The 24,767-nt window shown below is 45.2% G+C and carries 17 protein-coding genes; 11 read left to right on the top strand and 6 right to left on the bottom strand.

The window, feature by feature from the left end; translation table 11 throughout:
* Nucleotides 1-39 precede the first annotated feature (39 nt).
* The 10 genes from HMPREF9412_RS15950 to HMPREF9412_RS15905 all read left to right on the top strand — a co-directional run bounded on the left by HMPREF9412_RS15950 (nt 40) and on the right by HMPREF9412_RS15905 (nt 16,538).
* Nucleotides 40-966, top strand: coding sequence for an ABC transporter permease (locus HMPREF9412_RS15950; protein ID WP_009592660.1), 927 nt, complete (start codon nt 40-42; stop codon nt 964-966).
* 12 nt (nt 967-978) lie between these two features.
* The gene (locus HMPREF9412_RS15945; RefSeq protein ID WP_009592681.1) at nt 979-1,875 is read left to right on the top strand and encodes a carbohydrate ABC transporter permease; all 897 of its coding nucleotides are present in this window, start codon (nt 979-981) and stop codon (nt 1,873-1,875) included.
* A 72-nt stretch (nt 1,876-1,947) separates the two neighbouring features.
* Complete coding sequence (locus HMPREF9412_RS15940) at nt 1,948-3,606, top strand: extracellular solute-binding protein (protein ID WP_009592661.1); 1,659 nt, start codon at nt 1,948-1,950, stop codon at nt 3,604-3,606.
* Nucleotides 3,607-3,767: 161 nt separating this feature from the next.
* Entirely contained in the window at nt 3,768-5,783 is a 2,016-nt protein-coding gene (locus tag HMPREF9412_RS15935) for a glutaminase family protein (RefSeq protein ID WP_009592675.1), read from the top strand.
* A gap of 14 nt (nt 5,784-5,797) precedes the next feature.
* Nucleotides 5,798-9,112, top strand: a complete 3,315-nt coding sequence (locus HMPREF9412_RS15930) for a glycosyl hydrolase (protein ID WP_036672453.1) — start codon at nt 5,798-5,800, stop codon at nt 9,110-9,112.
* Between the two features lie 273 nt (nt 9,113-9,385).
* On the top strand, nt 9,386-10,987 hold the full coding sequence (locus HMPREF9412_RS15925; RefSeq protein ID WP_009592657.1) for an S-layer protein: 1,602 nt from the start codon (nt 9,386-9,388) through the stop codon (nt 10,985-10,987).
* A gap of 300 nt (nt 10,988-11,287) precedes the next feature.
* On the top strand, nt 11,288-12,961 hold the full coding sequence (locus HMPREF9412_RS15920) for a ribonuclease J (RefSeq protein WP_009592658.1): 1,674 nt from the start codon (nt 11,288-11,290) through the stop codon (nt 12,959-12,961).
* 274 nt (nt 12,962-13,235) lie between these two features.
* Entirely contained in the window at nt 13,236-14,186 is a 951-nt protein-coding gene (locus HMPREF9412_RS15915; RefSeq protein WP_009592680.1) for a carbohydrate ABC transporter permease, read from the top strand.
* A 61-nt stretch (nt 14,187-14,247) separates the two neighbouring features.
* On the top strand, nt 14,248-15,117 hold the full coding sequence (locus tag HMPREF9412_RS15910; RefSeq protein ID WP_009592664.1) for a carbohydrate ABC transporter permease: 870 nt from the start codon (nt 14,248-14,250) through the stop codon (nt 15,115-15,117).
* A 41-nt stretch (nt 15,118-15,158) separates the two neighbouring features.
* Nucleotides 15,159-16,538 (top strand): extracellular solute-binding protein, encoded by a 1,380-nt coding sequence (locus tag HMPREF9412_RS15905; RefSeq protein ID WP_009592677.1) that lies wholly within the window; start codon nt 15,159-15,161, stop codon nt 16,536-16,538.
* 888 nt (nt 16,539-17,426) lie between these two features.
* Here HMPREF9412_RS15905 and HMPREF9412_RS15900 read toward each other — a convergent pair.
* From HMPREF9412_RS15900 to HMPREF9412_RS33335, 6 genes are all read right to left on the bottom strand, one after another.
* On the bottom strand, nt 17,427-18,932 hold the full coding sequence (locus HMPREF9412_RS15900; protein WP_009592667.1) for a competence protein CoiA: 1,506 nt from the start codon (nt 18,930-18,932) through the stop codon (nt 17,427-17,429).
* A gap of 375 nt (nt 18,933-19,307) precedes the next feature.
* Nucleotides 19,308-19,766: a hypothetical protein gene (locus tag HMPREF9412_RS15895; RefSeq protein ID WP_036672449.1), complete on the bottom strand. Its 459-nt coding sequence runs from the start codon at nt 19,764-19,766 to the stop codon at nt 19,308-19,310.
* Nucleotides 19,738-21,825: a site-specific integrase gene (locus HMPREF9412_RS15890; RefSeq protein ID WP_009592678.1), complete on the bottom strand. Its 2,088-nt coding sequence runs from the start codon at nt 21,823-21,825 to the stop codon at nt 19,738-19,740. Before HMPREF9412_RS15890 ends, HMPREF9412_RS15895 begins: the two co-directional genes overlap by 29 nt.
* A gap of 2 nt (nt 21,826-21,827) precedes the next feature.
* Nucleotides 21,828-23,171, bottom strand: a complete 1,344-nt coding sequence (locus HMPREF9412_RS15885; RefSeq protein WP_009592663.1) for a tyrosine-type recombinase/integrase — start codon at nt 23,169-23,171, stop codon at nt 21,828-21,830.
* A 132-nt stretch (nt 23,172-23,303) separates the two neighbouring features.
* Nucleotides 23,304-24,056, bottom strand: a complete 753-nt coding sequence (locus tag HMPREF9412_RS15880) for a DGQHR domain-containing protein (RefSeq protein WP_254664062.1) — start codon at nt 24,054-24,056, stop codon at nt 23,304-23,306.
* 29 nt (nt 24,057-24,085) lie between these two features.
* Nucleotides 24,086-24,295, bottom strand: coding sequence for a hypothetical protein (locus HMPREF9412_RS33335; RefSeq protein ID WP_254664061.1), 210 nt, complete (start codon nt 24,293-24,295; stop codon nt 24,086-24,088).
* A 132-nt stretch (nt 24,296-24,427) separates the two neighbouring features.
* On the opposite strand from HMPREF9412_RS33335, the gene HMPREF9412_RS15875 reads away from it, so the two are divergent.
* Nucleotides 24,428-24,703 (top strand): helix-turn-helix domain-containing protein, encoded by a 276-nt coding sequence (locus HMPREF9412_RS15875; RefSeq protein ID WP_083829957.1) that lies wholly within the window; start codon nt 24,428-24,430, stop codon nt 24,701-24,703.
* The last annotated feature ends 64 nt before the right edge of the window (nt 24,704-24,767 follow it).

Below are 24,767 nucleotides of genomic sequence, written 5' to 3'. Positions count from 1 at the left end.
CGGCATCGCCGCCCCATGTTAGAAAGGAGAGGTGGGAATGTGAACAAGTCACGTTGGACAAGCAACCGAATATTCAAACGAATTTGGCAGCACAAGCTCTTTTACTTGTTCATGCTGCCCGGCATCGTCTGGTTTTTTCTATTTTCCTATGTGCCCTTATACGGAATTCAAGTTGCCTTCAGGGACTACACCTTCATAGGCGGATTTACAGGCAGCCCTTGGGCCGGGTTCAAGTACTTCGAACAATTCTTCAATTATTATCAGTCCGGGGACATCATCCGCAACACGGTCATCATCAGCCTCATGAAGCTGCTGATCGGATTTCCGATGCCGATCATTCTTGCGCTCCTGCTGAATGAAGTGCGGAAGATGAAATTCAAGAAGACGATTCAGACCCTGTCTTACTTGCCTTATTTCGTTTCCTGGATCGTGGTCGTCACCTTGATGCAGCGGCTGCTGACCCCATACGGCGGTCCGGTCAATGACCTCTTGGGGTCATTCGGGGCCGAATCGATCCAGTTCCTAAACAATCCAACCTGGTTCTACCAGATGATTGTAGGTTCCGATATCTGGAAGAACATCGGCTGGAATTCGATTATCTTTATGGCCGCCATTGCGGGCATCGACCAGCAGCTTTACGAAGCTGCCAAGATGGATGGCGCGGGGCGCTTCAAGCAGATGTGGCACGTGACGCTTCCAGGTATCCGCAATGTGGCCATCATCTTGTTCATTCTCGCGGTGGGCAATCTGATGAGCGCGGGGTATGAACAGCTCCTGCTCCTGAACGGACCGGCGACTGCCAGCATGGGCAGCGTTCTGGACGTGCACGCCATCAATTCCGGTATCCGGGAAGGACGCCTCAGCTATGCCGCGGCCGTCGGGCTATTCCAAAGCATCATCGGGCTCATCCTGGTTCTGACGGTCAATCGGATCGCCCGCAAAGTCAGCGATGTATCCCTGTTCTAAGGAGGTGACGTAATGAATCGAAAGTGGTCTTTCTTCTCGGTGTTTAACTACACGTTTCTCGCTTTGATCGGCTTCTCCATGATCTACCCGTTCATTTACATTTTGGCTTATTCCTTGAATGACGGGAAAGATTCGATGATGGGGGCCATCTATTTCCTTCCCCGTAAATTCACGCTGGAGAATTATGCTCAGGTGTTCGATAACGCCCGCATATGGAAGGCATACCAAATTACGCTTATGCGCACCGTGCTCGGAACCTTCCTGCATGTGGTGCTGTGTACGCTCATGGCCTATGCGCTTTCCAAGAAGACGCTGCCCGGCCGTTCCTTTTTCACTTTCTACATCTTTTTGCCGACGATTTTCAGCGCCGGGTTCATCCCGTTCTTCATTACGCTGCAGAAGCTGCATCTGATCAACACCTTCTGGGTGTACGTGCTGCCGATGCTGTTCAATTTCATGCACATCGTGATCATCCGCACGTTCCTGCAAGGCATACCCGAGGAGCTGGAGGAATCCGCCCGCATTGACGGTTACGGCGATTTTCAAATCTTCGCTCGGATCATTCTGCCGCTCTCGGGACCGGTGCTGGCAACCATCTCCCTCTTCATCGGGGTGGCCCATTGGAATGATTGGTTCTCGGGCGCATACTACGTATCCAACAAAGACTTGATCCCGGTGCAGACCTTATTGCAAGAAATGCTGACCGAAGCAGAAGCATTATCCAATTCGATGCAGCGCGCAGCGCAGCAAGGTGGTCAGACGGTGGGCGGAACCAGCGGGGCAGGCGCGACGCCCGAATCGCTTCGCATGGCCTTGCTTGTCATCACGGTCTTCCCGATCCTGTGCATTTATCCGTTCCTGCAGCGATATTTCGTAAAGGGGGTTATGATCGGTTCGGTTAAAGGTTAGGTCATCCTGACCCGGAATTTGTCAAAAGGTTTACCAAGATCATTGATATCCATATTCCAGGAGGCGATTGGTTTGAAGAGGATTTGGTCGAAAGGCGTATCCGCATTGCTCGTGTCCATCATGGTTGGAGGTTTGCTGATCAGCTGCACGAATTCATCAGGGAACGGAGATAACGGGGAAGGCGCAGAAGGAGAGAATTCATACAAACTCAAAATATTGCACAATTGGAACGGCTCAAACGGTTCCGATGCCATCACGCCGGTGGAGGAAGTCATCAAAGAGAAGACGGGCGTTACGCTGGAGTGGGAATATACCAAGGGTAGCGAGACGGAGAAGGTCAATCAGATCTTCGCGACCCAGGATCTGCCCGATATCTATACCGGACCTGCCTGGGGCGGGGAGCTGGACGGGATCATCAAGGCGGCCAAAGAAGGACAATTGGTCGATATCTCCGACAAATTGAAGGATTATCCGAACTTGTCCAAATCCATCGCGGAAGAAAATGTGCCGCCGGCATTGTATGAAAAAGCGATTAACGCTTACGACGGCAAAAAGTATCTGCTGCTGCAAAATCAGCCGGCGACCAACGAAGACGGGATGGACTGGCTCTACGGCTTCTATGTGCGCAAAGACATCGCCGAGAAGGTTGGCGTAGATCCGCAATCCGTCGTGACGAAGGACGATTTCTATAACTTCCTCAAAAAAATCAAGGATGCCAATCTGCAGGAGAACGGCCAGCCGGTCTTTCCGCTGGGCGGTTTCAGCAACGGCTGGGCCGTCGGCATCGGCAACACCATGTTTTATTCCGGGGCGAGTTACGTCGACAAAGGCGACGGCACGCTTGAGCATAACTTCTTCACCAAGGGCTACGAAGAATACACGCTGTTCTATCGAAAGCTGGTTGAAGAAGGGCTGATGGATCCTGAAGCCTTCACCCAGACGGACCCGATCGCCAAGGAAAAAATCAATCAAGGCCGCATCGCCATCCTGGCCGCGCACTATCCGGCGATCCTGGATGCTTCCAAGGAGTATGTCTCTTCGCATCCGGGCAGCGACTACATTCCGCTCGGCCCTCTGGAGCGCGCTGACGTTGAACCGGACAGGCCCGTGGATCTCGGAATTCAGGGCAACAACGTGACGGCGATCACCAAGAACTGTAAAGGGGCTTGCGTCGATGCTGCGCTGAAATTCCTGGATTTCATGGCTTCCGATGAAGGCTTCATGCTGGCTAGGTACGGGGTGCAGGGGGTTCACTGGGACATGAAGGACGGCAAGCCTGTTGCGAATCAGGAATGGTTTGACAAATTCAGCACGGATACCAACATGAAGCTGCGCAAGAATGAAGGCATCAGTATCGGCCTGGAATCGCTGACAGGGCTCGACCGCATCAATTCCGCTGCGGGAGGTGACATCTGGGCGGAACAAGAAAGGCTGGACGCGATGGAGAATGCTCGCAAAATCCTCCGTCCGAACGGCATTCAGGTCATTACGGCGTACAACCCCGGCGATGTCATCACCAAAGCGCCGGAATGGGAAATGCTGAAGCCTTCGATGGATCGGATGGGCGATGCGTGGAAGGAAGCGGTTTTTGCCAAATCGGATGAAGCCGCCATGAGCATTATCAACGAACTGCGGGAACAGCTCCGAAAGACCGGATACGATAAGGCGATGCAGTTCACGAACGAAAATCTGAAAGGGAAAGACGTCGTGACCGTTCAAATGCCGAACTAATCATATCCATGTTAAAGGGAGCCCGTTAATTAGGAAGGCTTCGCATGACCTAGTCATCCAAGGGGGCGAAGCCTTCGCTATTTTTCGAATCTATATTTCCAAACCGCAAGGAGATCCAGGCAGCTTGAAGAATAAAGAAAACATGAAGGAGTTGACGTTAGATGACAACGAATTTCAGACCTCCATCCGTGCCGCTGGTTACCGTAGATCCTTATTTCAGTGTATGGTCCGCTGCAGACCGTCTATATGATGACCATACCCGGCATTGGACGAACAAGATTCAGGGCATGACGGGAGTGGCCATCATTGATGGCGCGCCGCGGCGATTTATGGGAAAAGTTATCACACACACGGAGGAGCCGTCCGAAGGACTTGAGCCTGAAGCGCTTGAGCAAACCGATCTGACGGTTGAGCCCGTAACGACCCGGTATACGTTTCAAGGGGGAGGCATTGAACTTCAAGTTCAGTTTACCACCCCGCTCTTGCTGGATGATCTCGATCTGTTATCCCGGCCCGTCACCTATCTGACCTTTCACGTTCGTTCATTGGATGGGCAAGGGCATGACGTAAAGATTTACATCGATGTAACGGGCGAATGGTGCGTCAATACGCCGGATCAGCAGGTGAGCTGGGAGCACCGCGTGATCGACGGACGATTGAATACGATGTCGATGGGTACAGTCGAACAGCCGATCCTGCAGCTTGCCGGCGATGACACCCGAATCGATTGGGGGTATATGGTGCTGGCGGTGCCGCGTTCATCGCGGATACAGACGGTGATTCATTCGGCAACGACCCGGGAGCAGTATGTTAGGACAGGTCAATTACCTGCCCAAGATGATTCGCAGAAGCCGCGCCCCGTCTCCGATAACGTTCCCGTCTTGGCAGCCGAATTCGAATGCGGGACCGTCGGGGATGAATGGGTATCCGAATATCTGATGCTAGCGTATGACGATATCCATGCGATCGAATATTTCCGCAAGCCTTTGGATGCTTATTGGAAGCGAAACGGATGGACTTTTCATGACATGCTGATAGCGGCAGCCGATCAGTATGAAACGATCATGCAGCGATGCGAGAGATTTAACCGGGAGCTCATGACGGAGAGCCAAGCCGCAGGCGGCAATCGGTACCGGGATATTTTGGCGCTGACCTATCGGCAGGCGATTGCCGCGCATAAACTGGTTGCCGACGAAGCGGGACGTGTGTTGTTCTTTTCCAAGGAGAATTTTAGCAACGGATGCATCGCGACGGTCGATGTAAGCTACCCGTCGATTCCATTGTTCCTGAGATATAACCCTGAACTGATCAAGGGCATGATGCGTCCCATTTTTAAGTATGCGATGAGCGAGGATTGGACGTTCGATTTTGCGCCTCATGACGTGGGCACGTACCCGAAAGCCAACGGTCAGGTGTATGGCGAGAACAAGCTGGAGTACCAGATGCCGATTGAGGAATGCGGTAATATGCTCCTGATGGCGGCTGCGGTATGCAAGTATGAGGGTAATGCGGATTTTGCCAGGGAGCACTGGGAGCCACTTACCGCATGGGCAGGGTATTTGCTGAAGAATGGACTCGATCCGGACAATCAGCTGTGCACGGATGACTTCGCCGGACATTTGGCGCATAATGCCAATCTGTCCATCAAGGCGATCTTGGGCATTGCCGCTTACTCCTACATGTGCGATCGACTCGGTCTAGAGGAAGGCGCAGCTTATCTCGAAGCTGCACGGAACATGGCCAATGAATGGATGTCCATGGCTGATGCTGGCGACCATTATAAGCTTACGTTCGACAGCGCCGACGATTCCTGGAGCATGAAATACAATCTGGTGTGGGATCGGCTGCTGGCGTTCAACCTGTTTCCAACAGAAGTGGCTGCACGGGAGCTGGAGTATTACCAGCATCATCAGAATCGTTACGGCCTTCCCCTGGACAGCCGCGATACGTATACGAAATCCGATTGGCTGGTATGGTGTGCAGCCATGTGCACCACGCAGGCCGGGTTTGAGTCCATGATCGCGCCCCTATGGGATTTCATGAATGAAACCTCCGCGCGTGTTCCGGTGACCGATTGGTATGACACCATCAGCGGCAAGCAAATGAACTTCCAGAATCGCTCCGTCGTCGGGGGATTCTTCATTCGATTACTCATGTCAGGATCCAGATCAAATTAGAACAAAGACAGGTGATGTGTGTGAACAGCCTTCATGTTAAGGAAGAAATCGAAATGGATCTCATGCGGTTGAAGCAGCAATTCCAGAATCCGGACGCAACGTACCGCCCGCAGCCTTTCTGGTTTCTGAATCATGAGCTCAAGGAAGCGGAGCTGGAAAGTCAGATTCAATCGATGTTTGAAGCGGGCGTCGGAGGCGTTGTTCTGCATGCGCGCCATGGAATGCAAGCCTCATACCTGTCGCAGGCCTTTATGGAAGCTTTGGAATTCTGCACCGTGGAATGCCAAAAACGCAATATGGTCGTCTGGCTGTACGATGAGGATAATTGGCCAAGCGGGACGGTGGGCGGCAAGCTGACTCGCCAGCATCCGGAATTTCGCATGCGTTACTTACGAGTCGAGGAAAAGAGATATATCGGCGGTTCCGGGCAAGAAAGCTTGAAGCTGGAATTTGCACGCTATGAGAACAACGAGCTGATTGCCATTTTGGCCTATCGTGCCGTCGAGTCTGACGGGGAATGGCTGCTCCATGAAGAATCCGAGGATCTCACGCATGAATGGGGACGGGATTGGACGCCGCCGAATGCGGAAGACTCTTATGTCGTGCTGGCCTGCTGGTCCTGTGAAATTGCGGAAGGCATTACGTTTGCCAATGGGTACTACTTGGATACGTTGAATCCGGAGGCGGTCCAGGCGTTCATCCAGATGTCCTATGAACCGTTTCTGTCTTTGCAGAAATATTTCGGAACGACGATACAAGGCGTTTTTACCGACGAGCCGGGGCTCATGATCCACGATGGTTTCTTCGGTGTGGAAGCGATCCGGACGGCTGTTCACGATGTAGGCGCTACCCTGCCTGGCATGGTCTTTGCTTGGTCTGAAGGAATGGGTGAGCGGTACCGGCAAGAGAACGGGTATGATCTTATCCCACGATTAGGCGCTTTGCTATATAACATGGCAGACGGCAGCCGGACAACGAAACAGCAATATTATGATACGATTACGCGCTGGTATGTGGAGGGCTATCATCAAGCGATTTCCTCATGGTGCGAAGGGCATGGACTGCTGTACATCGGTCATACGCTGGAGGAGCCGGTCTGGGGGCAAGCCAGGTCGCAGGGCAACCAGACGCGCGTCCTGCAGCAGTTTCACTATGCAGGCGTGGATTATTTAACCCCCGGCATCGGCACCAAAGAGAATCCTCATCGGATCGTGTCCGTGAAGACGGCGGCTTCCGTAGCCGGGCTGGATAATAAAGAACGCGTGATCTGCGAGGCCTTTGGCGCCAGCGGTCACGGCTATTCCATGCGTCAAAGGCGGCTCGATGCCAATTTCATGGCTTTCCTGGGCGTTAATCTGTTTATCCCGCATGCGTTCTATTATTCGTTTGCGGGGTATCGGAAAACCGATTTTCCTCCAACAGAGTTCAAACATGCGCCGCATTGGCCGCATTATCGCGCTTTTGCCGATTATATCGGTCGATTGAGTCTGCTGGGCAAGAGCGGTAAACGTTCACCGGAGGTTCTTCTATTATCGCCTATTCATACGGTGTGCGAAAATATGTTCGTATCTGGACAATCTAACCGGTTTCCTTCATCCGATACCTTGTTCTCGCTTTTGTCGGATCGCATGCTGCGCCATTCCATTGATTATGACTATGTTGATGAATGTCAGCTTCGCGATGCGGACCTTGTTGATGGAAAAGGGATTCGATTTAGCAACGATGGGAACGTATATTCGGTTTTGGTTATGCCCGAGGTGGAAGTCATGTCGAGAGACATTGCCGTTCTACTGGTTGCCTATGTTAAGCAAGGCGGTACGCTGGTTGCCGTAGGAGCAATTCCGCAGCATAGCGAGACCGTGCGTCAGGACCCGGAGCTGGCAAAGCAAATGCATGAGCTTTTTAGCCCGAATCCTCAGCATGGGGCTTTACGCCCCGTTGGCAAAGGGTATGCTTTATTTTATTCGTTGGAGGAAACGGACCACGAAGACACATGGATCGAGGATCATCTCGATCCCGGAGAAAAGCGGATACTTGCCGATCCAGAGATGTCCGAAGGCCGTATAAAGGAGCAGTCTCCAGATCTGCTCGAGCCCTTGTGTGAAACGGTAAACAGGTTATTAATGAAAGCTTCTGCCTTACGATGGAAGCTGCTTGAAGGACAATATGAGGATTTGATCTATGTAGAACGCGTGTTCGGTAACCGTGTATTTGTATGGTTTATGAACTGGACGGAGCATGGCGTTGCCATGAAGCTTGACGCAGGAGAAACCGGGCACCTTATTGAAGAGTGGGACCTGGAAAGCGGGAACATACGCCAGTTAGCCAGAGATTCCGTTCTTACCTATGCACCTGGAGAGATGCGAGTTCTATCGGTCGATCCTGAGGTGAGCCCGGTTAGTGATACGGAACAAATGTTCGCTGGGGTGCATAAAACCGAGGATATTATCGTTCTCGAAGATAAGTGGCGTTTTCAGACTCTTGAACCCAACGTTTTATTACTGGACCAGTGGCAGGTCACGCTGAATGACCGAAACTCCAGGATGAATGCCACGATGCCTGGGCAAGTGAACACATACCGTACCACGTTTACCATGACGCAGGCATTGATCGAACAATTGCTATCACCGAGTGGACGAGATCGTTCTAATTCACCAGATGTCCGTCCATTGCCGAGGCTTGAGTTGATTCTGGACGATGTGGATCAGAAAATACCGGCCCATATCGGCTTCCTGCAGCGCAGGCGCAATGTTGAAATCTTCGTGAATGGGGTCAGGCAGAATGCGCTGAAGCCATCCGATTGGCAGGATTCAAACTATGCTTGCCTGGATATCACGGCTCATTTGGTGGCGGGCGAGAACGAGCTCGAGATATTGACGGTTTCCTTATTGGAGCCGATGCCGGCGATTTCATTCCCAGCCTATTTGATTGGGCCGTTTGAAATAGAAGATGGGGTGAGGTTAAACGCATGTTCGGAACATATGTTTGGTTCTTGGGCTTCTTCCGGCTATCCTTATTATGCGGGGGCGGGTGATTACTCTCAGCAGGTAGACCTGACGGAGGTCAGCTTAGCTCCGGACGAGGAGTTGTGGCTGGAAGCCGAAGATATTAGGGAGACGGCTTGCCTATATGTGAATGATACAAACGCTGGCATCCGGCTGTGGCCTCCGTATCATTGGAACATCACGCCGTATGTGGAACAGGGGCTCCATCAGCTTACCATACGTGCAGCCAATACGCTGGAGAACCTGTATGGCAAGAATGCTTTGCCTTCAGGGATGAATGGACAGGTAAAGTTGGTACGTCGAACTTTATCCAAAGAAATGTAATCTTAGAGGAAGTTCATCGAAATGACTACAACGAATGCAGGTTGTAGTCATTCTGTTTATTAATGGTTTACATAATATAATATATGTAACCTAATGGATAAAGAGCTGCTTATTTCGAGTTACAAAGACGCCAGCTTATTTATTCTATTGGACATAGAGAATAACGAGAGGACTATTCTTACAAATGTATTGATTTATCATAACATTCTCTTAATCAAGAAGGCTTACACTTAAGAAGTTTTACTATTGATATCAACTCGGAGGTGCCATGAAATGCAGCTAAAGAAGAAAACCATCATGGTTTTGGCGCTCAGCTTGTCCATCCTTTCGCAAGGCATGGTTGTTCATGCGAAGTCGGATGGGTCTAAGTTTAAGCCGGAAAGCAACGGCAAATGGATGACAGGGGAGTATCATGCGCATACGTATCAATCCGATGATGCCAGTCAATCCTTGCAGGAATTGCTGGACAACGGGTTCGATAAGTACGGCCTGGATTGGATCGCCGTTTCGGACCATCTTAGAGTTTCTAAACGGGATGATGAAGGAAATCCTCTTGCCGCCGGACCTGTTCCGTTCTCCCAAGGAATGGCACTGTACCAGATTCCCAAGATCCAGCAGCTCCAGGCAGCAGGGAAATACAAGAACAACATTATCTTTTCGGGTTTTGAATGGGACATGCCTACATACGAACATGTGGGAGTCGGCATTATAGCAGGCGCATTGGGTTCAGAGTCGAGCCTTAAGGCAGCCCGTCAGTTCGAGTATCTATTTACGGATCGGGATGAAGCGATGTTTGATCCCAAAGACGTCGCCGATTGGAAAAAAACAGGCAGCCGGGCTTCTACGACGTCCGAAGATGCCCGAACGGCACTGGCCTGGCTCCAAAAAAACTACGCCAACAGCAGTTATGCATTGCTCAACCATCCTTCCAGAAAAACCGTTTATACAATCGCTGACATACGGGATTTCAACAACATCGCGCCGAATGTCGTATTCGGGATGGAGGGAATGCCCGGGAATCAGATGGAACCTGATCGTGGGGGGCTAAATTTAACTACGCCGGAAAACAGAACCTATGGCGGCGCTGATTACATGATTGCCAAAGTTGGCGGCGTATGGGATGCGCTGCTCGGCGAAGGACGCGAATTTTGGAACTTTGCGAACTCAGATTCTCATTTTGAGATAAGTGATAACCGTTTATACTCCAGCGGTTATTGGCCTGGACAATACGCCAAGAATTACACATGGGTGAACGGAAAGGATATGCAAAGCGTGCTGAACGGCATGCGTTCAGGCAAATCGTTCTCCGTGCACGGCGATTTAATCAACGCCTTGGATTTCCGCGTTCGCCATGGAAATAAGCAGGCCGAGATGGGGAGTAAACTTCAAGTGAAACAAGGGAATCCTATCGAAATTACGATCCGATTCAAAAGCCCGAAACAAAATAACAACGGCGACCCCGTAGCCGTGGATCATGTCGATTTGATCTCGGGTGATGTCACCGGTAAAGCACAACCAGATACGGCGGCATACAGCAAGAGCACCAACGATTCGACCAAAGTGATGAAACGGTTTACGAGCAAGGATTGGACAACCGATCGGGATGGATACAACGTGATCACATATCGGACGAAAGCCACAAAGGACCAATATTTCCGGTTAAGAGGAACGAACCTTGGCGTGAATGTTGCCGGTGAAACCAGCCATGGCGATCCGCTCATGGATCCCAAAACGGACATTGAAGACAACGAGCAGCGATTTGCGGAAATAAATAAACGGAATTACAGCGACCTGTGGTTTTATTCTAATCCGATCTTTGTCAGCGTTGACGATAAGCCGGTTAAAGCTCCTAAACAACAGGGGAAGCATTCGTAAGACGCGACTTGCGCTATATTCAGAAGACTGCCGATTGTCCGGCAGTCTTTTTTTCATTTTTTTCTACTTATAAAGAGGCATGAGGTCTGAATTCCTATCTGGCTGCAACTGAAATCGCTAAAGACAAATGGCATACCGTTTCAGATTGGCGGGTTTTCTGTCGTTACTCCGCATCACGACTGGCGAAGCCATTGTTACCCACGGTGTATAAGTTTTGCGAGAACTTCAATAATATAGGAGGAACAACATGCATCGAAAGATATGGACCTAGGCGAGTAGAGACAAGGAGGCAACCTAGCCATGAATATAGCTGAAAAGAAACTGCTGGTCGCCGCGCTTGGCGGTGTGAATGAAATTGGAAAAAACATGTACTTCATACAGTACGATCAAGATATTGTGGTGATTGATTGCGGCTCGAAATTCCCTGACGAAAACCTGCCCGGCATCGACTTGATTGTACCCGACTTCACCTATTTGCTGGACAACGCGGATAAAGTCAGAGCCCTTGTCGTCACTCATGGACATGAAGACCATATTGGTGGAATTCCCTATTTACTGAAGCAGCTGCCGATCCCGGTGTATGGGACGAAGCTTACGATTGAGCTGATTAAAATCAAGCTTAAAGAGCATCGTATTCTGCGTAATTCCGAGCTCCACACGATCGATGCGAATTCCACTATTCAAGCGGGTGCCATCCATGCCTCTTTTTTTTCGACCAGTCACAGCATTCCGGATTGCGTGGGCATCGTTTTTCAAACTCCGGAAGGCAATGTCGTCCACACGGGAGATTTTAAATTCGACATGTCTCCTGTGAAGGGACCTTATCCTGACCTGCACCGAATGGCAGAAATCGGCAAGCAGGGCGTGAAGGTGCTGCTATCGGAAAGCACAAACGCCGAAAGACCCGGGTTTACCCCTTCGGAACGCTTGGTTGGCGGTCATATCCTGGAGGCTTTCGCCCAGGCCAAACAGCAGGTATTCATCTCCACATTTGCTTCGAACGTCAACCGTGTCCAGCAGATCATCGATGCCGCGGTAGAAACGGAACGGAAATTGATCCTGCTCGGCCGGAGCATGGTTAATGTCGTTGCGGTGGCCAAGGAGCACGGGTATCTCAACATGCCCGATGATTTGCTGATCGATGCTGGAGATAGCGAGCGTTATCCGCCGGACCAAATCGCCGTGTTATGCACGGGAAGCCAAGGGGAGCCTATGGCAGCCTTATCACGGCTAGCCAACTCCAAGCATCCCCATATCGAAATTCTGCCGGGCGATACGGTCATTATTGCCGCAGGGGCGATACCGGGTAATGAGCGGAATCTGGCTCATGTCATCGATAATTTATATGTGCTGGGAGCCCAGGTCATTTATGGATCGGGTGTAACTTCTGGGATGCATGTATCCGGACATGGCAGCCAAGAAGAATTGAAGTTGATGCTTACCTTAATGAAACCGGACTATTTGCTCCCCGTTCACGGTGAATTCCGAATGCTCTATCAGCATCGTCAGCTGGCAGAGTCCGTGGGGATCCCGAATGAGAACGTGTTTATCGTTCAGAATGGCGATACGATACAAATCCAGCAGGGAATGGCATCGTTAGGTCCTAAAATCCCTTCAGGCAACAGCCTGGTGGACGGATTGATGATCGGCAACGTAGGCAATATCGTTTTGCGGGACCGCAGGCAGCTGTCCTCCGACGGGATGCTCATTATCGTCACCACGCTCAGCAAAACGGAAAAGCAGATGGTGGCCAAGCCCGAGCTTATATCCCGGGGTTTTATCTTCGTGAAAGATTCGGAGGAATTCATGGGTCAGATCCACGATATCGTCTCGTCTTCAATGAAGGATTTGACTGAAACCGGATCCACCCAATGGAATCTGATCAAGCAAACCTTGAAGGATCATGTCGGCAAATTCATATACAGTGAGACCAAGAGACGGCCGATGATTCTGCCCATCATTATCGAAGTTTAAGCCCTTTGAATATATAAAGCACAGCCTATTGGAGGCTGTGCTTTTTTTATGCGTATCGAAATGGGGTTCAATCTAGGCATACACCCGGAAGCGGGCAGCTGCATACACTGCCGATAAAGAATCGCTTTAAGGTGTTGATCTTTCATTCACGTCTGTGAAAAAAAGAATAACACATAATCCGGATTCATCCACATAACCATGTACAGAATGGACATGAACGTCTTGTCCGATTGCCGGAATGGATCCGGTTACTAACGAAAGGAGGAGGATCGGTTTGTCATCCACCCCAGAAGGGAAATGGACTGCGGAACATGGAAAATGGGCAAAACGAAAGTTCAGATTTACGCGCAATGACTGGATGGGTTATCTATTCAGCGCCCCTCTGATTATCGGCGTCATCGTATTTGCCATTTATCCCATGTTTGCCGCACTGTTTATGAGTTTTCATCAGACATCCGGGCTCAATTTATCCGGGAACTGGGTGGGCCTGAGCAACTATCGTTACGCATTAGAGGATTCCTTATTTTGGCAAGCGCTTACAAATACGTTCGTCATGGGGATATGGTCCGTATTGCTAGGGATCGCGCTTTCGTTTGTTCTGGCAAGCCTGATTAATAATCTGAAATGGCATCTGGGACGCAATTTTTTCAAAGCGGTCTATTTTCTGCCCAACGTCGTGTCCGGCGTTGCTACAAGCTTGTTGTTCTCCTTCTTGTTTTTCCCCTCCAAGGAAGGGCTGATCAACTTCGTGATTGGATTGTTCGGCATCGATCCGGTCGGCTGGTTCACGAACCCGGAAGTTGCGCGTTACAGTATCGTGCTGATGAGCTTGTGGGGTGCACTAGGGTATAACACCATTATTTTTCTGGCCGGTTTGCAAAGCGTCCCGCGGGATCTCTATGAGGCTGCCGAGGTCGACGGTGCAGGCACGTACCGGAAATGGTGGTATATAACGATTCCATACTTGCGTCCGATCTTTGTGTTCATGCTCATCATGGGAACCATCGGCGGAATGAAACGCTTTACGGATGTATGGTTAATTGGCGGAACTGCAGGTAATCCTGGGGGAAGCTTGATGACCGTGGTGCTGTATATTTACCGAAATGCATTTCTCTCTTCGCAGATGGGGCTGGCTACGGCCGTATCCTATCTGTTATTCGTCATCATACTCATCTTAACCGTGTTCCTCATGCTGCTCAACCGACGTAAAGACAGCTTGGATTAATCCCATTATCTATTCTCGGATCCGTAGGGGGAACCTTATTCCAGAAGACAGGAGGGTAACTATGAGCACTTCAGCCTTGCCCAAGGAGCCGGTGCGCCGTAAACGAATCACTCTTCCACAATTGATGCTAACGCTGGTTCTATTGGTAGGTTCATTCATTATGATTGTGCCATTCTTATGGATGCTGGTAACGAGCTTCGATTGGGCTGCACGGTTAAATATTTCATTCCCGCCGAAAATATGGCCGGAGGAGCCTTCAATCCGAACCTATGAAGCCGCTTTCACCAACATCAATATGTTCCGATATATCGGCAATTCCACGCTTGTCAGCGCAGGGGTCATTATCATCAGCTCGTTGTCCGCACTATTATCCGGTTATGCCTTATCCAAGCTTCGCTTCAAAGGAGCTAATTTCGTACTGCTGCTGGCGCTAAGCACGATGATGATTCCGTTCGAAATGACCATGATTCCGCAGTATCTTTTGTTCAGTAAACTTGGGTTGGTCGACAATTATCTGGCATTTTATTTACCGGCCATGAACTATGCGTTCGGTACTTTTTTAGCCAAAGCGTTCTTTGATCAATTGCCCAGCAGTTTAAGGGAAGCGGCCGTACTGGATGGAGCCAAGGAAATTACGGTATTCAGCCGGGTTTATCTGCCGCTGTGTACGCCGATTATCGCCACCATGATCATTCTGCTGTTCTTGGGCGTATGGAACGATATGCTGTGGCCGCTGCTGATCTTGAAATCGGCTGCCAAGTACACGATCCAGATCGGTTTAGCCATGTTTACGTACAACAACGGTATTAACCAACAGCCATCCATTATTATGGCGGCCACAACCACGAGTCTCATTCCGGTTATCGTCGTCTATATGTTCCTGCAGCGCTATATTATCGAAAGCATTGCGCTGTCCGGTATCAAGCAGTAATTCAGAAAGTAAAGCTAAAATTATGCGGGGGTGTTGATGTGATGAAAAAAGCTGTGCTGCTGATCCTGTCATTCGTGCTGGTGTTTACATTGGCGGCTTGTTCAGGCAGTTCAGGTAAAGATGTGACAGGCGGCGTTACAATTGAAAAAGTATCGGATATGGAAGGAACGGTTCGCGTTGCGCTGGCAGGCTGGCAGCTGGATAACGGGATCGATGCGCTGACAGGCAACCCGACCATCGGACTCAACGAATATTTGGATAAAACGTTCAAAAAAATGTATCCGAACATCAAACTGGAGGTTTATCAAATCCCTTGGGAGAACGTAAAAGCCAAACAAACGGCCATGCTGCTCTCCGGCGATGCGGATGTCTTGTATACCGGGGGAGCCTTTGCATCGCAATGGTACCAAGAAGGGCTGCTGCGTGACCTGGACGACTTGATTGCAAAAGATACTTCGTTTGACCCAAGCATCTATCTGGAAGGCATTATGAACAACTCCTATAGCACCAAGTCGCCGGACGGAAGCAAACAATTTGGAATTCCTGCCGTTCTTGGCCGCCGGATGACGATTTATGATAAGAAGCTATTTGAAGACTGGGGCGTTGAAACACTCTCGGCACAGCCGGGACCGGATGAAATTCTGGAGAAAGCCAAGCAGATGACCGGCAAAAACCCGAAAACCGGTGAAGACAATTTCGGTTTGTATTGGAGCGGCAACTCATTAAACGGATCTACCTTTGTTGCATTAACCCTTGCATATGGCGCCAAAGGAGCGGAAGGGTCACTGAAGGATATCAAGAACATCAAGTGGCACCTGAATTCTCCGGAAATGGTCAAAGTGCTGGAATGGCTGAAGGAAGCCGCACAGCTGCCACCGGCCGGGTTCGTGAATGCCCAGGGTGCCGAGAATTTCGGGCTCGAGAAAAACAATATTGCCATCGCGCTGGATTCCACCGGCGGCTCCACGATGAGTGAATACCGGTCGAAGCAGAACAAGGAGCTGCTGGACCGTTTTGAACCTGTGCTGAACATGGGTCCTAAAGGCGAAGGCTGGGTGGCGGTTGACCCGTTCATCATGGCAAAGAATGCCAAAGATGTGGATGCATCATGGGAAGTATTAAAGTTCTTGACCAGCTACATGACGCAAAAATACATGTATGAGAACTTCTCCAGTACCCCGACACTTAAAAACGCTGATTTCGTAACTCCGGAGGATAAGTTTGTGAAAAAAGCTCTCGAAATCGCAGATGTTGGCCACTCGGAGCTCATGGATGAAGCCAATCCGTTCTATATGAGCGACATCGCTCCAGCCATAAACGGATTTATCAGCCAGGCGGCGTCCGGTAATGCTCCGGATATTCAGAAGTTTTTGGATGATCTGCAGGCTCGTGCCGAGAAGTGGTCTGCGAATCTGAAGTAAAAACAGGAGGGGACTGCACAGGTGCATGGGTTTGATAAGCGTGGTTGACTTACACGTTGTCCCTGACTTTGAAGAGACGGGCTAATCATGATGAGTATATGAGCCGAACAGCACAATATATTCCAATATTAAGTAAATCGTGCATTGTCCTGATGATGCGGGAGAAAAACCGACCGAATATGGCCGGTTTTTTTATATTTCAAGGTACATAAAATAACATATAATGGTAAATCATAAAGGTGTAGAGAGGGGAGGGTTGAAAAAATTAGGAAGAAGGATGATAACAAGCAAGCAAAAATCAAAACGATTAAGAACCAACGAAAGGTTAAAATATCTCAGTAGGGAAATTCCGCTAAAATGTGTTAAGCGAAATCGTAATAATAATGAAATAACCAAAATTCGATGATTTTAATGGCACATGAACAAACTTGTACAAATAATCGTTTAATGACGATATTGGACGACATTAATTGAAGTTTAATTAAAGCCTTAGATTAGATGAATTGTAATTCAAACGAATGAATCAAGAATCTAAATGAAGAAAGAATCCAATTGAAAACAGTTAAAGTTGTTTGATAATAAGAAGATGTGCAAGAAAAAAGAATCATAACGGCTTAATATAATAGAAAGCTAAAACTAAGCAGATTCATACGAATCTAAATGAAAATCAGCTGTGGAGCTTCTTTTCTTGTCATCTATTTCACAAAACTCGTATTTTGTACATATGTAGATAAAGTTGTTCAACTCCTTTGTATTACCGATTTCACATGGTTTGTGTCACAAACGAATGATTTATTTAGCACTACTCTTTTATCATTTCAATAAAACCCCACTGATTTATTTAATCAGTGGGGTTTTAGATTTAATTTCCACAGGCTGCCGAAAATATCAGTTTGTTAGCTCATCCGCTAAAGGGTCTCGGACGTAGAATTTTTCTTTTATTTGAGCGATACAGTTCTCCACTTCATCGATAGAACCAAGATTTCTGTACTCAATTGCATAGTCCATAGCTGTATGTGAACTACCGTAGACAAGCAGCTCTCTGTTAATTTTCGACAGCATCTCGTTTATATAATCCTGATTACGTCTCTTACGTCTCTCTAGCCTATTCAAAGTGTCTCTGTGCTTTGTATACACATATACCGATAACGATATATTATCCTTGTACTTTGACGACAGGTACTCCTGCAAGGTCATATCGCCTTGTTCCTTCAATAACCCAACTAGTCGCAAATCGGCAAGATTAACATACTTAGTTAATACCCGCAACGAGATGTCATCACTGGCTTTAAAAACTCTGTATTCTTCCCTATTGGAAACGGCTGCTTCGACGATTCTCTTATACTTGGAGAAAAATTGCTCGATGTTGAGATTTATCACATCTTCTCGCATCAACTCGAGCTCTTTATCGTATGAGTCATCATCTGGAGAAAATAATGTTTGGTAGTAATTAAGCTCACCGTCCGAGTCTGCGATAATATCTTTGAAACGATCTGCGAACTTATCTCCGTAAGTAATTCTAGCGTGGTTACCTTTTTCTAATAGCCTCTCCAAGTAGAGTGCTTCCTTTTTCTCCATAGCCTTTTGCTCGAGAATTCGAAGAACATAGCGTAGCCTGTCCTCCATATAAAACTCTAAACTATCTGTTACTAGCACAAAATAATCAAACGTTCTGCATTTTCTTACTCTAACACTGGATATTGGGATAGAGTTATCTCTTGGTTCATGATAAGTGAAGTATTGCGTTCTATCATACCCACCCACCATGATGGTTCTTGGTGTTTTAATGTAGTTAAATTCAATAGATAACTCGGACTTCTCCAAATCAAGAAAGTACAAAAGACCTGTTTTATCGTAAATATGCTCATCGAATTTAACTGTTCTTCTGGCATCTGTAAAATCCCTAGCTGACGAGAACTTCATAAACTTAGCCTTGTCAAAAATCCAGAAATCCTGTATGTCGACAGACTCATATAAGTTGTGGCGCTCTTCCCACTGTGCAATGGTCATTTGACTGTGTTGAAACTCGAAAGCCCACTTTACTCCTGCATACACACCATCTATATGCTCTACATATACATCTGCTATTTGTCCAGTGGTGGGTATATGCATTTCATATTGCACAAATGCAGTAGGAAACATACCCCTTAGCCATTCGTACAGAATGGTTTTTCCTTTTATATGGCTTTTTGTTTCAGGCTCGTGACCAACATATTTACACTCTGCCACACGATGTGCAAAATGGGATATGTTAACGGTACCATTCTTGAATATTACATCTCCTCCACAGTTAGGGCAAAATATTTGATGATCCTTTACCAATTTAGCGACAGCTTCCGCATTACAGTTTGTTGAAATCAAGGTCTCTTTACCAGCTGTTATACATCTTAACAAATTAACTCCCCCAAATCTTTATACCCATCGTAAGCACTTATTCCTCGTTGGTGTACTGTTATGGGTATGTATCGATTAGTTCCAGCTCACGGCATTTCGCTTAGCCCCAATGCAATACTGTGGTGTTCTTAATTACATTTATAACATAATAAACCTGCAGATTAAATCTGCTACCCTGAGATTTATATTGTGTCAAAAAGAGGAGTTTTGCTATCAAGTTCTTCCGTTGTGTATTCTTCCTTATGCTAATAATAAAAAAAGCCGCTCGAGCGAGCGACTTAACCTTGATTACAGTCCTATAAGTACGGATACGTAACGACAATTCTTGGAGATTGTTTTCTTTAGAGTCTCTGAGGTTTTTCCCATGTATCAGATTTATTTGAATAATTCAAACTGTGTTTTTATCCATATCTTATTCTGTTCAGCTATATACTGTTCAGCTTGAATTAGCAATTCTACTAGTTCCAGTTTTGACATCTTCATATATCTTCCCTTTACTCTTTGAACATCACGATCAATTTTGATATGAGTGTAATCAGTTTCACTAATTCGTATTTTTTTAGTTTTACTCTTTGCTGCCTTGAAATTTGAATATTTTTGATAATAAGCATAGAGTTTATCATTGTTTTTGACGCTATTAGGATGTATACCTTGGCCGGAAATATCTAATTGCTTGGATCTTGCGGCTATATTTCTGTATGAAATCGGCATGGAATCTTTTATGAGTGAATCGACTGCTTTCTTTCCTAGCCTATATATTCTTTCCTTAGCTTCTTTATTGTTATTTTCTAGCCAAGGTTTTTTATTAGTGTTTGATTCGAACTCTGGGTTCATAATGTTCATCCCTTTGATAACGTTCCATTAACTCAATTTCTTTGAGTTCATTCTTCGCTCTGTTTTTGGATATCTTCATTTTTTTAGCTTCTAGAAGCATGCCATTCTTGTTAAACATCGCTTCACTTTCTTCTGCCCATTGTAAGTAAGCTTTTATCTCTTGTTTGAACTCAGGTTGTGGGACTTTTGCTGCACATCCAACACAAGCTAACTTAGTGGGACAGACAGAGTCGGTGGTACATATCCCTCCCACAACCTTTGACAATGTTCCGACCTTCTCTTTGTAATCATCATAAATTTCTTGTAATTCATCTGGACCTCTAAGGATACCTTTTTGAATATCCACAAATGAAACCCAATTGTCGTGTAAAGAATCAATTGTGTCTGATATTTGTTGATGTGTAGGCGCTGAATAATACTCTGTAACCGAGAGATCCTTTTGATGTAAAAGGGATTTAACAATATCGATTGGAACTTTTTCAGTCTGAACAGCATGAGTAGCAAATGCATGTCTCAGTAAGTGGGATTTTAAGACAACTTGGTTTCCTTCACTCGTTTGAATAATAAGGCCATGAAGTATAAATCGAATAATTGCGTTAATAGTGGACTCATTTAAATGGCGATTCTGATATTGAAAGACATAACGTTTGTTAATCATGAGATGCTTACGAGTCGCTAGTGAATATTCTACTTCTGGAATAGAATCTGACTTATATGAATCCTTTAAGAACTTGATAATTTCATTCATAAATTGGAACACTTGTTCAGGCATGTAGTAGTTCTCTTCTTCTTCTCGTCCCTTTGGTATCAATCTGAAAATGTAGTTTCTTCTTGAAGTATCATTATGATTATCCACCGTTACAATACAACATTTTTTATCATAACTTATTTGTAGAAGTTCATTCATCCGAGCACCTGATGATGTTATGATATCTAGAGCAAATCTTGCAAACATACAGGCTGCATAAATGGGTTCAAGATTTATTAGCTGTTTATCAAATTTTCTTGCGTTTCTAACAATATAGACACCTTGAGTCAATAATCCAGGATTTCTATGGAAGAACGGAGCTTGGCCACTTTCGGCATTCTCATATCCCCATTGTTTTAGATAATTGACAATTTCATCGCGTTCATCTTTACTAACATAATCATTCGACCAAATTCCTATTAAGCGACGCTTTAGTATATCTAAAAACCATAAGCCGTCACCAGGAGATCCATCTTCTAATTTTTCTGCTTTGATGAACTCCAAAAAAACTTCATTTTCAGTTGATGTTCCAACATCATGATATTCTCCAAAGCTGATTTTATCCCACAAGATGAAGTGCCATCGTTCATTCGTATATTCTGACTCTTCATAATTAAACTCTATGGGTAAGGGTTTATTATTTTGTTTTGCCACTTCTAAGACGTCTTGTACAGCTTCTCGAAGTCTCTTGACCTGATTCCACCTAAAATGTGCTTCCGCTCTTATTTCGGGTAATAAAGGCGTCACAGCCGATGTTTCAATTTTTCTGTTTTCTTTCGCACTAACTATGGCTTTAGTACGTGCAGTAAAATCACGATTATCGAAAGGCAATTTTGGAAGAAGATATTTTTGTAGTGTATTCTGTTGTTCTTTTGTGAACTTTGTTGTTATCCATTTAGACATATTAAAGAAAAAACTATTGTATGCAGTTAGAAAAGATTGTCGTTGTCGCTCGGTATGATTATTTAAAAGTTCACCTGTTAAATATTTTTCAACAATAGGATAATTGAATTCATCCATAGTTGATATTTCAGCTGCTTCAAATAGGTTTTTGAATCTTGCATTTAAGTTGCTCAACAAGTTATAAATAGACTGAGGTGTTAATCTCCTATCGGTTACACATAAAAGGCTGAGACCAAGATGATTCTGCCAAGGAGTTCCTAATACGTGCTTAATAAAATATTTCAGAGAAACTTCATCGACTTTGTTCCAATAATATTCTTCCTCATAATCCTGGAGTGCTAATAGCTCTCCGTCTATTTTGCCAAGCAACAAAGGGTACCATTTCTTCGATTCAATCTCAAGTGTCATTATTAGTCCATTCCTTCAAAAAGATCATTTAACCAGTCTTCTTTAAAGTCAACATCTTGATTGGTAGCTGTTTTATTGACTGGTGCTTCTTTTCTTCTTTTTTTATTTTGTAGATACTCTTTTTCTCTTATGGAGTATGTTCGGATTAAGCTCTCATGTAAATCACGATATTTTTCTTCATCATAAATGTGCTCATAGACATCAATAGTCTCAGCATCTCTCCACTTCATATAACCAATAAGTTGCTTCTTTTTTTCTTCAATTTCAGCTTGTGAATTCGATGTTTCATAAATCCCCTTTAGTCGTGATGTTACAAACCAATGTCGCGCTTTATGGGGATTTAATTTTATGTCTGCATAACGTATGATTTTTGACCAATTATTATAAAATGCCGAATATGTATATTTAGTTCCTCTTGTTGACAGAAATATGGGCTCTTCATCTGCTAATTTGTCAAACTTCAAGGTTGTATCAGCATGTTTTTTTCTATCCATATTCACATATCTGATAAGAAGCTTTAATGTATCTGAAGAAATACGTATGAATTTAATTCTTCTTTTAAAACTACCTTTATTAAAGGTTGAAAGTTCGAGTTTATCTAACCGGTTACGATAATCGCCGATCGTTAAATCGAGTATTTCTGAGATCCGTGCACCAGTTTCAAATAAAAAACGTATAATTACCTCGTCACGTAAAGACCAATGAGCTTTTTCTCCTGCGTTGTAGATTCTAAAAGGTAGGTCCTTATCTCCAATAATTTCAGGAATCCATTCTGTATTAATTAACTTAAAGTATGAATCAGTGTGGGCTCTGTACTTAGTTGGTTCTTCAGTACCTGCTATTTGTGGCATACGCCGGCGGTCCCTTCTCTCTCCCTGCATATCAAATGAATCGCTTAGAAGTTCGACATTTACGAGTGGATTTGAGTGACTATACATTTCTAGACGAATCATAGTTTTATAAAAAGATTTAACTGCTGCTAGAAAATGATTCACTGTTTTCTTACTTTTATTGGTTAGGTACACTTGTTCATATTTATCTTGATCCCTTACTTTACAACCTAATTCCTTCTGGAGATATTGTTTTATAGCAGATTTTATTGCCAAGGGAGAACTATCCCACTTCACTCGTTCACCCATGTAGAGACTTTTGAATTTCAGCCAATAAAAAAAAGGCTCCAAGACGCACAGGTACGAAAGAGCAGTGCTTTCACTTACTCTGCCTAGTTGATAATGATAGTATTCCGTCAAAGGAATAAATGGTTGTTTATCATCTTCAAATACCAATAATGAATACCTGCTCTCAACTCCAGGTGGACACAAATAATGGTTGAACTTCTTGATCAACAGTATTTCCCTCATTCAAATTAATTTTGTTATATCAATTATAAATATAATTTTGTGAAGATCTTAGCGGTAATTAATACCAGTTAATCAGCAAAGAGGACATTACATACAGATGTATTGTCCTCTTACTTGTCAGCTCATTAGTTCAGTGATTTCTAGTGATAATGTTTTTGAACCGCTTAAACCTTTTAAATAGCGTAAAGGCCCATTTGATGACCAGTCAATTTGTTTAAGTTTGGATACAGATTTGATTAATACAGAATAATCCACTCGTTTCTTAGATTTGGTGATTTGCTTACTTAATATATTACATCCAGCAATAGAAAGAGCATCCATACATACTATATGAGTCAATCGATGTCCCGAATAATCTAACCATTCTGAAGGGAATGTTTCTTTAACAGTTGTGTAATACGTTAACGCAATATTCAACTTTTCTTCTTTTGTTAAAGAAGTTAAATGTGAGTCTTTAAAAAGCAAATGTAAGGTGCGATACAAATTTTGCAGTGTAATATGTCTCCCTTTGACTCGTTTTCCAATAATACTTCCAATTAATGCGAAAGGACTTTCTTTTCTCATTAACAATTCTGTAGCAACCCAGCTCAAATCATCAGAATCCCTACGTAAATATTTACTTAACGATGGACCTATTCCTTTTGCTTTAGTATTAATAGTATCGAACAATTTGATTTCCTCATCATCATCAAGAGAATGGAAAGCTAAGAATGGAATAGTTATATCCGAATTCGTCTCACTAACATACTTTTCAATGCCACCTAATCTATGTTGTCCATCCATCAGAGATGCTTTTCCTTTACATATTAATCTTCCATAATTAGGTCTCTGTCTGTCATAACAAGAAAATTCCCATTTTACCGCATGCATTCAATAATACAGGAGTAAATAGTGCATCTTCACCTTTTAGACAAATAAACAGCAAAGTCATGACATCGTTTAGGGTCAACGGGACGCTGATAACCTTTACCATTTGAATCGTTATAAGGTTTAACAAACGTAAGATTTAATGCTGTCAAAGCTGGTAGGTAACTTTGATATACAATCTTGCCCCTCATCTTGCTTTGCAGAACATTTTCAATAACCTGATTTATTTGTAAATTACTCATCGTGTCAACTCCACTGGATTTTTATATTTCAAATATAGAACTTATAAGTTTTTTATTCAATGGTATTTATAGTTAGATGATCTTTTGTTATGTCATTGGCTTACCTAACCTATAAATTAGGTGGTGGTTGATGTGGCAAACCTGGCAATTTTAGTCGGGAAACGAATCAGGCAAATACGAAAAGATAATAAAATAAGCCAAGAAAAGCTAGGAGAAATGGCTCAACTACAAAGTTCATATATTGGTGGAGTTGAAAGAGGAGAAAGAAATATTTCTCTAGAAACATTAGAGAAAATTATTAAGGCATTTGATATGCAATACACGGAGTTTTTAATTTTAGAGATATTGGGAACTCAGACAAACTTGCTAAACAAGAACTTCTTGAAGTTTTTGTTGGAGAACTATTAACAAATGATATTGAGCAAATCAGAAAAATATATGAGATATATAATATAGTGAATAAAAAATAACA

The sequence above is a fragment of the Paenibacillus sp. HGF5 genome (assembly GCF_000204455.1).
Lineage (GTDB): Bacteria > Bacillota > Bacilli > Paenibacillales > Paenibacillaceae > Paenibacillus_AQ > Paenibacillus_AQ lautus_A.
Note: the sequence above shows the minus strand (reverse complement) of the source record. Positions and strands in the feature narration are given on the sequence as shown.

Excerpts from the sequence above, each read along its gene's own strand:
- HMPREF9412_RS15945 (WP_009592681.1), top strand. The coding sequence starts at position 979 with ATGAATCGAAAGTGGTCTTTCTTCTCGGTGTTTAACTACACGTTTCTC.
- HMPREF9412_RS15935 (WP_009592675.1), top strand. The coding sequence starts at position 3,768 with ATGACAACGAATTTCAGACCTCCATCCGTGCCGCTGGTTACCGTAGAT.
- HMPREF9412_RS15930 (WP_036672453.1), top strand. The coding sequence starts at position 5,798 with ATGTGTGTGAACAGCCTTCATGTTAAGGAAGAAATCGAAATGGATCTC.
- HMPREF9412_RS15925 (WP_009592657.1), top strand. The coding sequence starts at position 9,386 with ATGCAGCTAAAGAAGAAAACCATCATGGTTTTGGCGCTCAGCTTGTCC.
- HMPREF9412_RS15920 (WP_009592658.1), top strand. The coding sequence starts at position 11,288 with ATGAATATAGCTGAAAAGAAACTGCTGGTCGCCGCGCTTGGCGGTGTG.
- HMPREF9412_RS15910 (WP_009592664.1), top strand. The coding sequence starts at position 14,248 with ATGAGCACTTCAGCCTTGCCCAAGGAGCCGGTGCGCCGTAAACGAATC.
- HMPREF9412_RS15905 (WP_009592677.1), top strand. The coding sequence starts at position 15,159 with ATGAAAAAAGCTGTGCTGCTGATCCTGTCATTCGTGCTGGTGTTTACA.
- HMPREF9412_RS15895 (WP_036672449.1), bottom strand. The coding sequence starts at position 19,766 with ATGAACCCAGAGTTCGAATCAAACACTAATAAAAAACCTTGGCTAGAA.
- HMPREF9412_RS15890 (WP_009592678.1), bottom strand. The coding sequence starts at position 21,825 with ATGACACTTGAGATTGAATCGAAGAAATGGTACCCTTTGTTGCTTGGC.
- HMPREF9412_RS15880 (WP_254664062.1), bottom strand. The coding sequence starts at position 24,056 with ATGCATGCGGTAAAATGGGAATTTTCTTGTTATGACAGACAGAGACCT.
- HMPREF9412_RS33335 (WP_254664061.1), bottom strand. The coding sequence starts at position 24,295 with ATGAGTAATTTACAAATAAATCAGGTTATTGAAAATGTTCTGCAAAGC.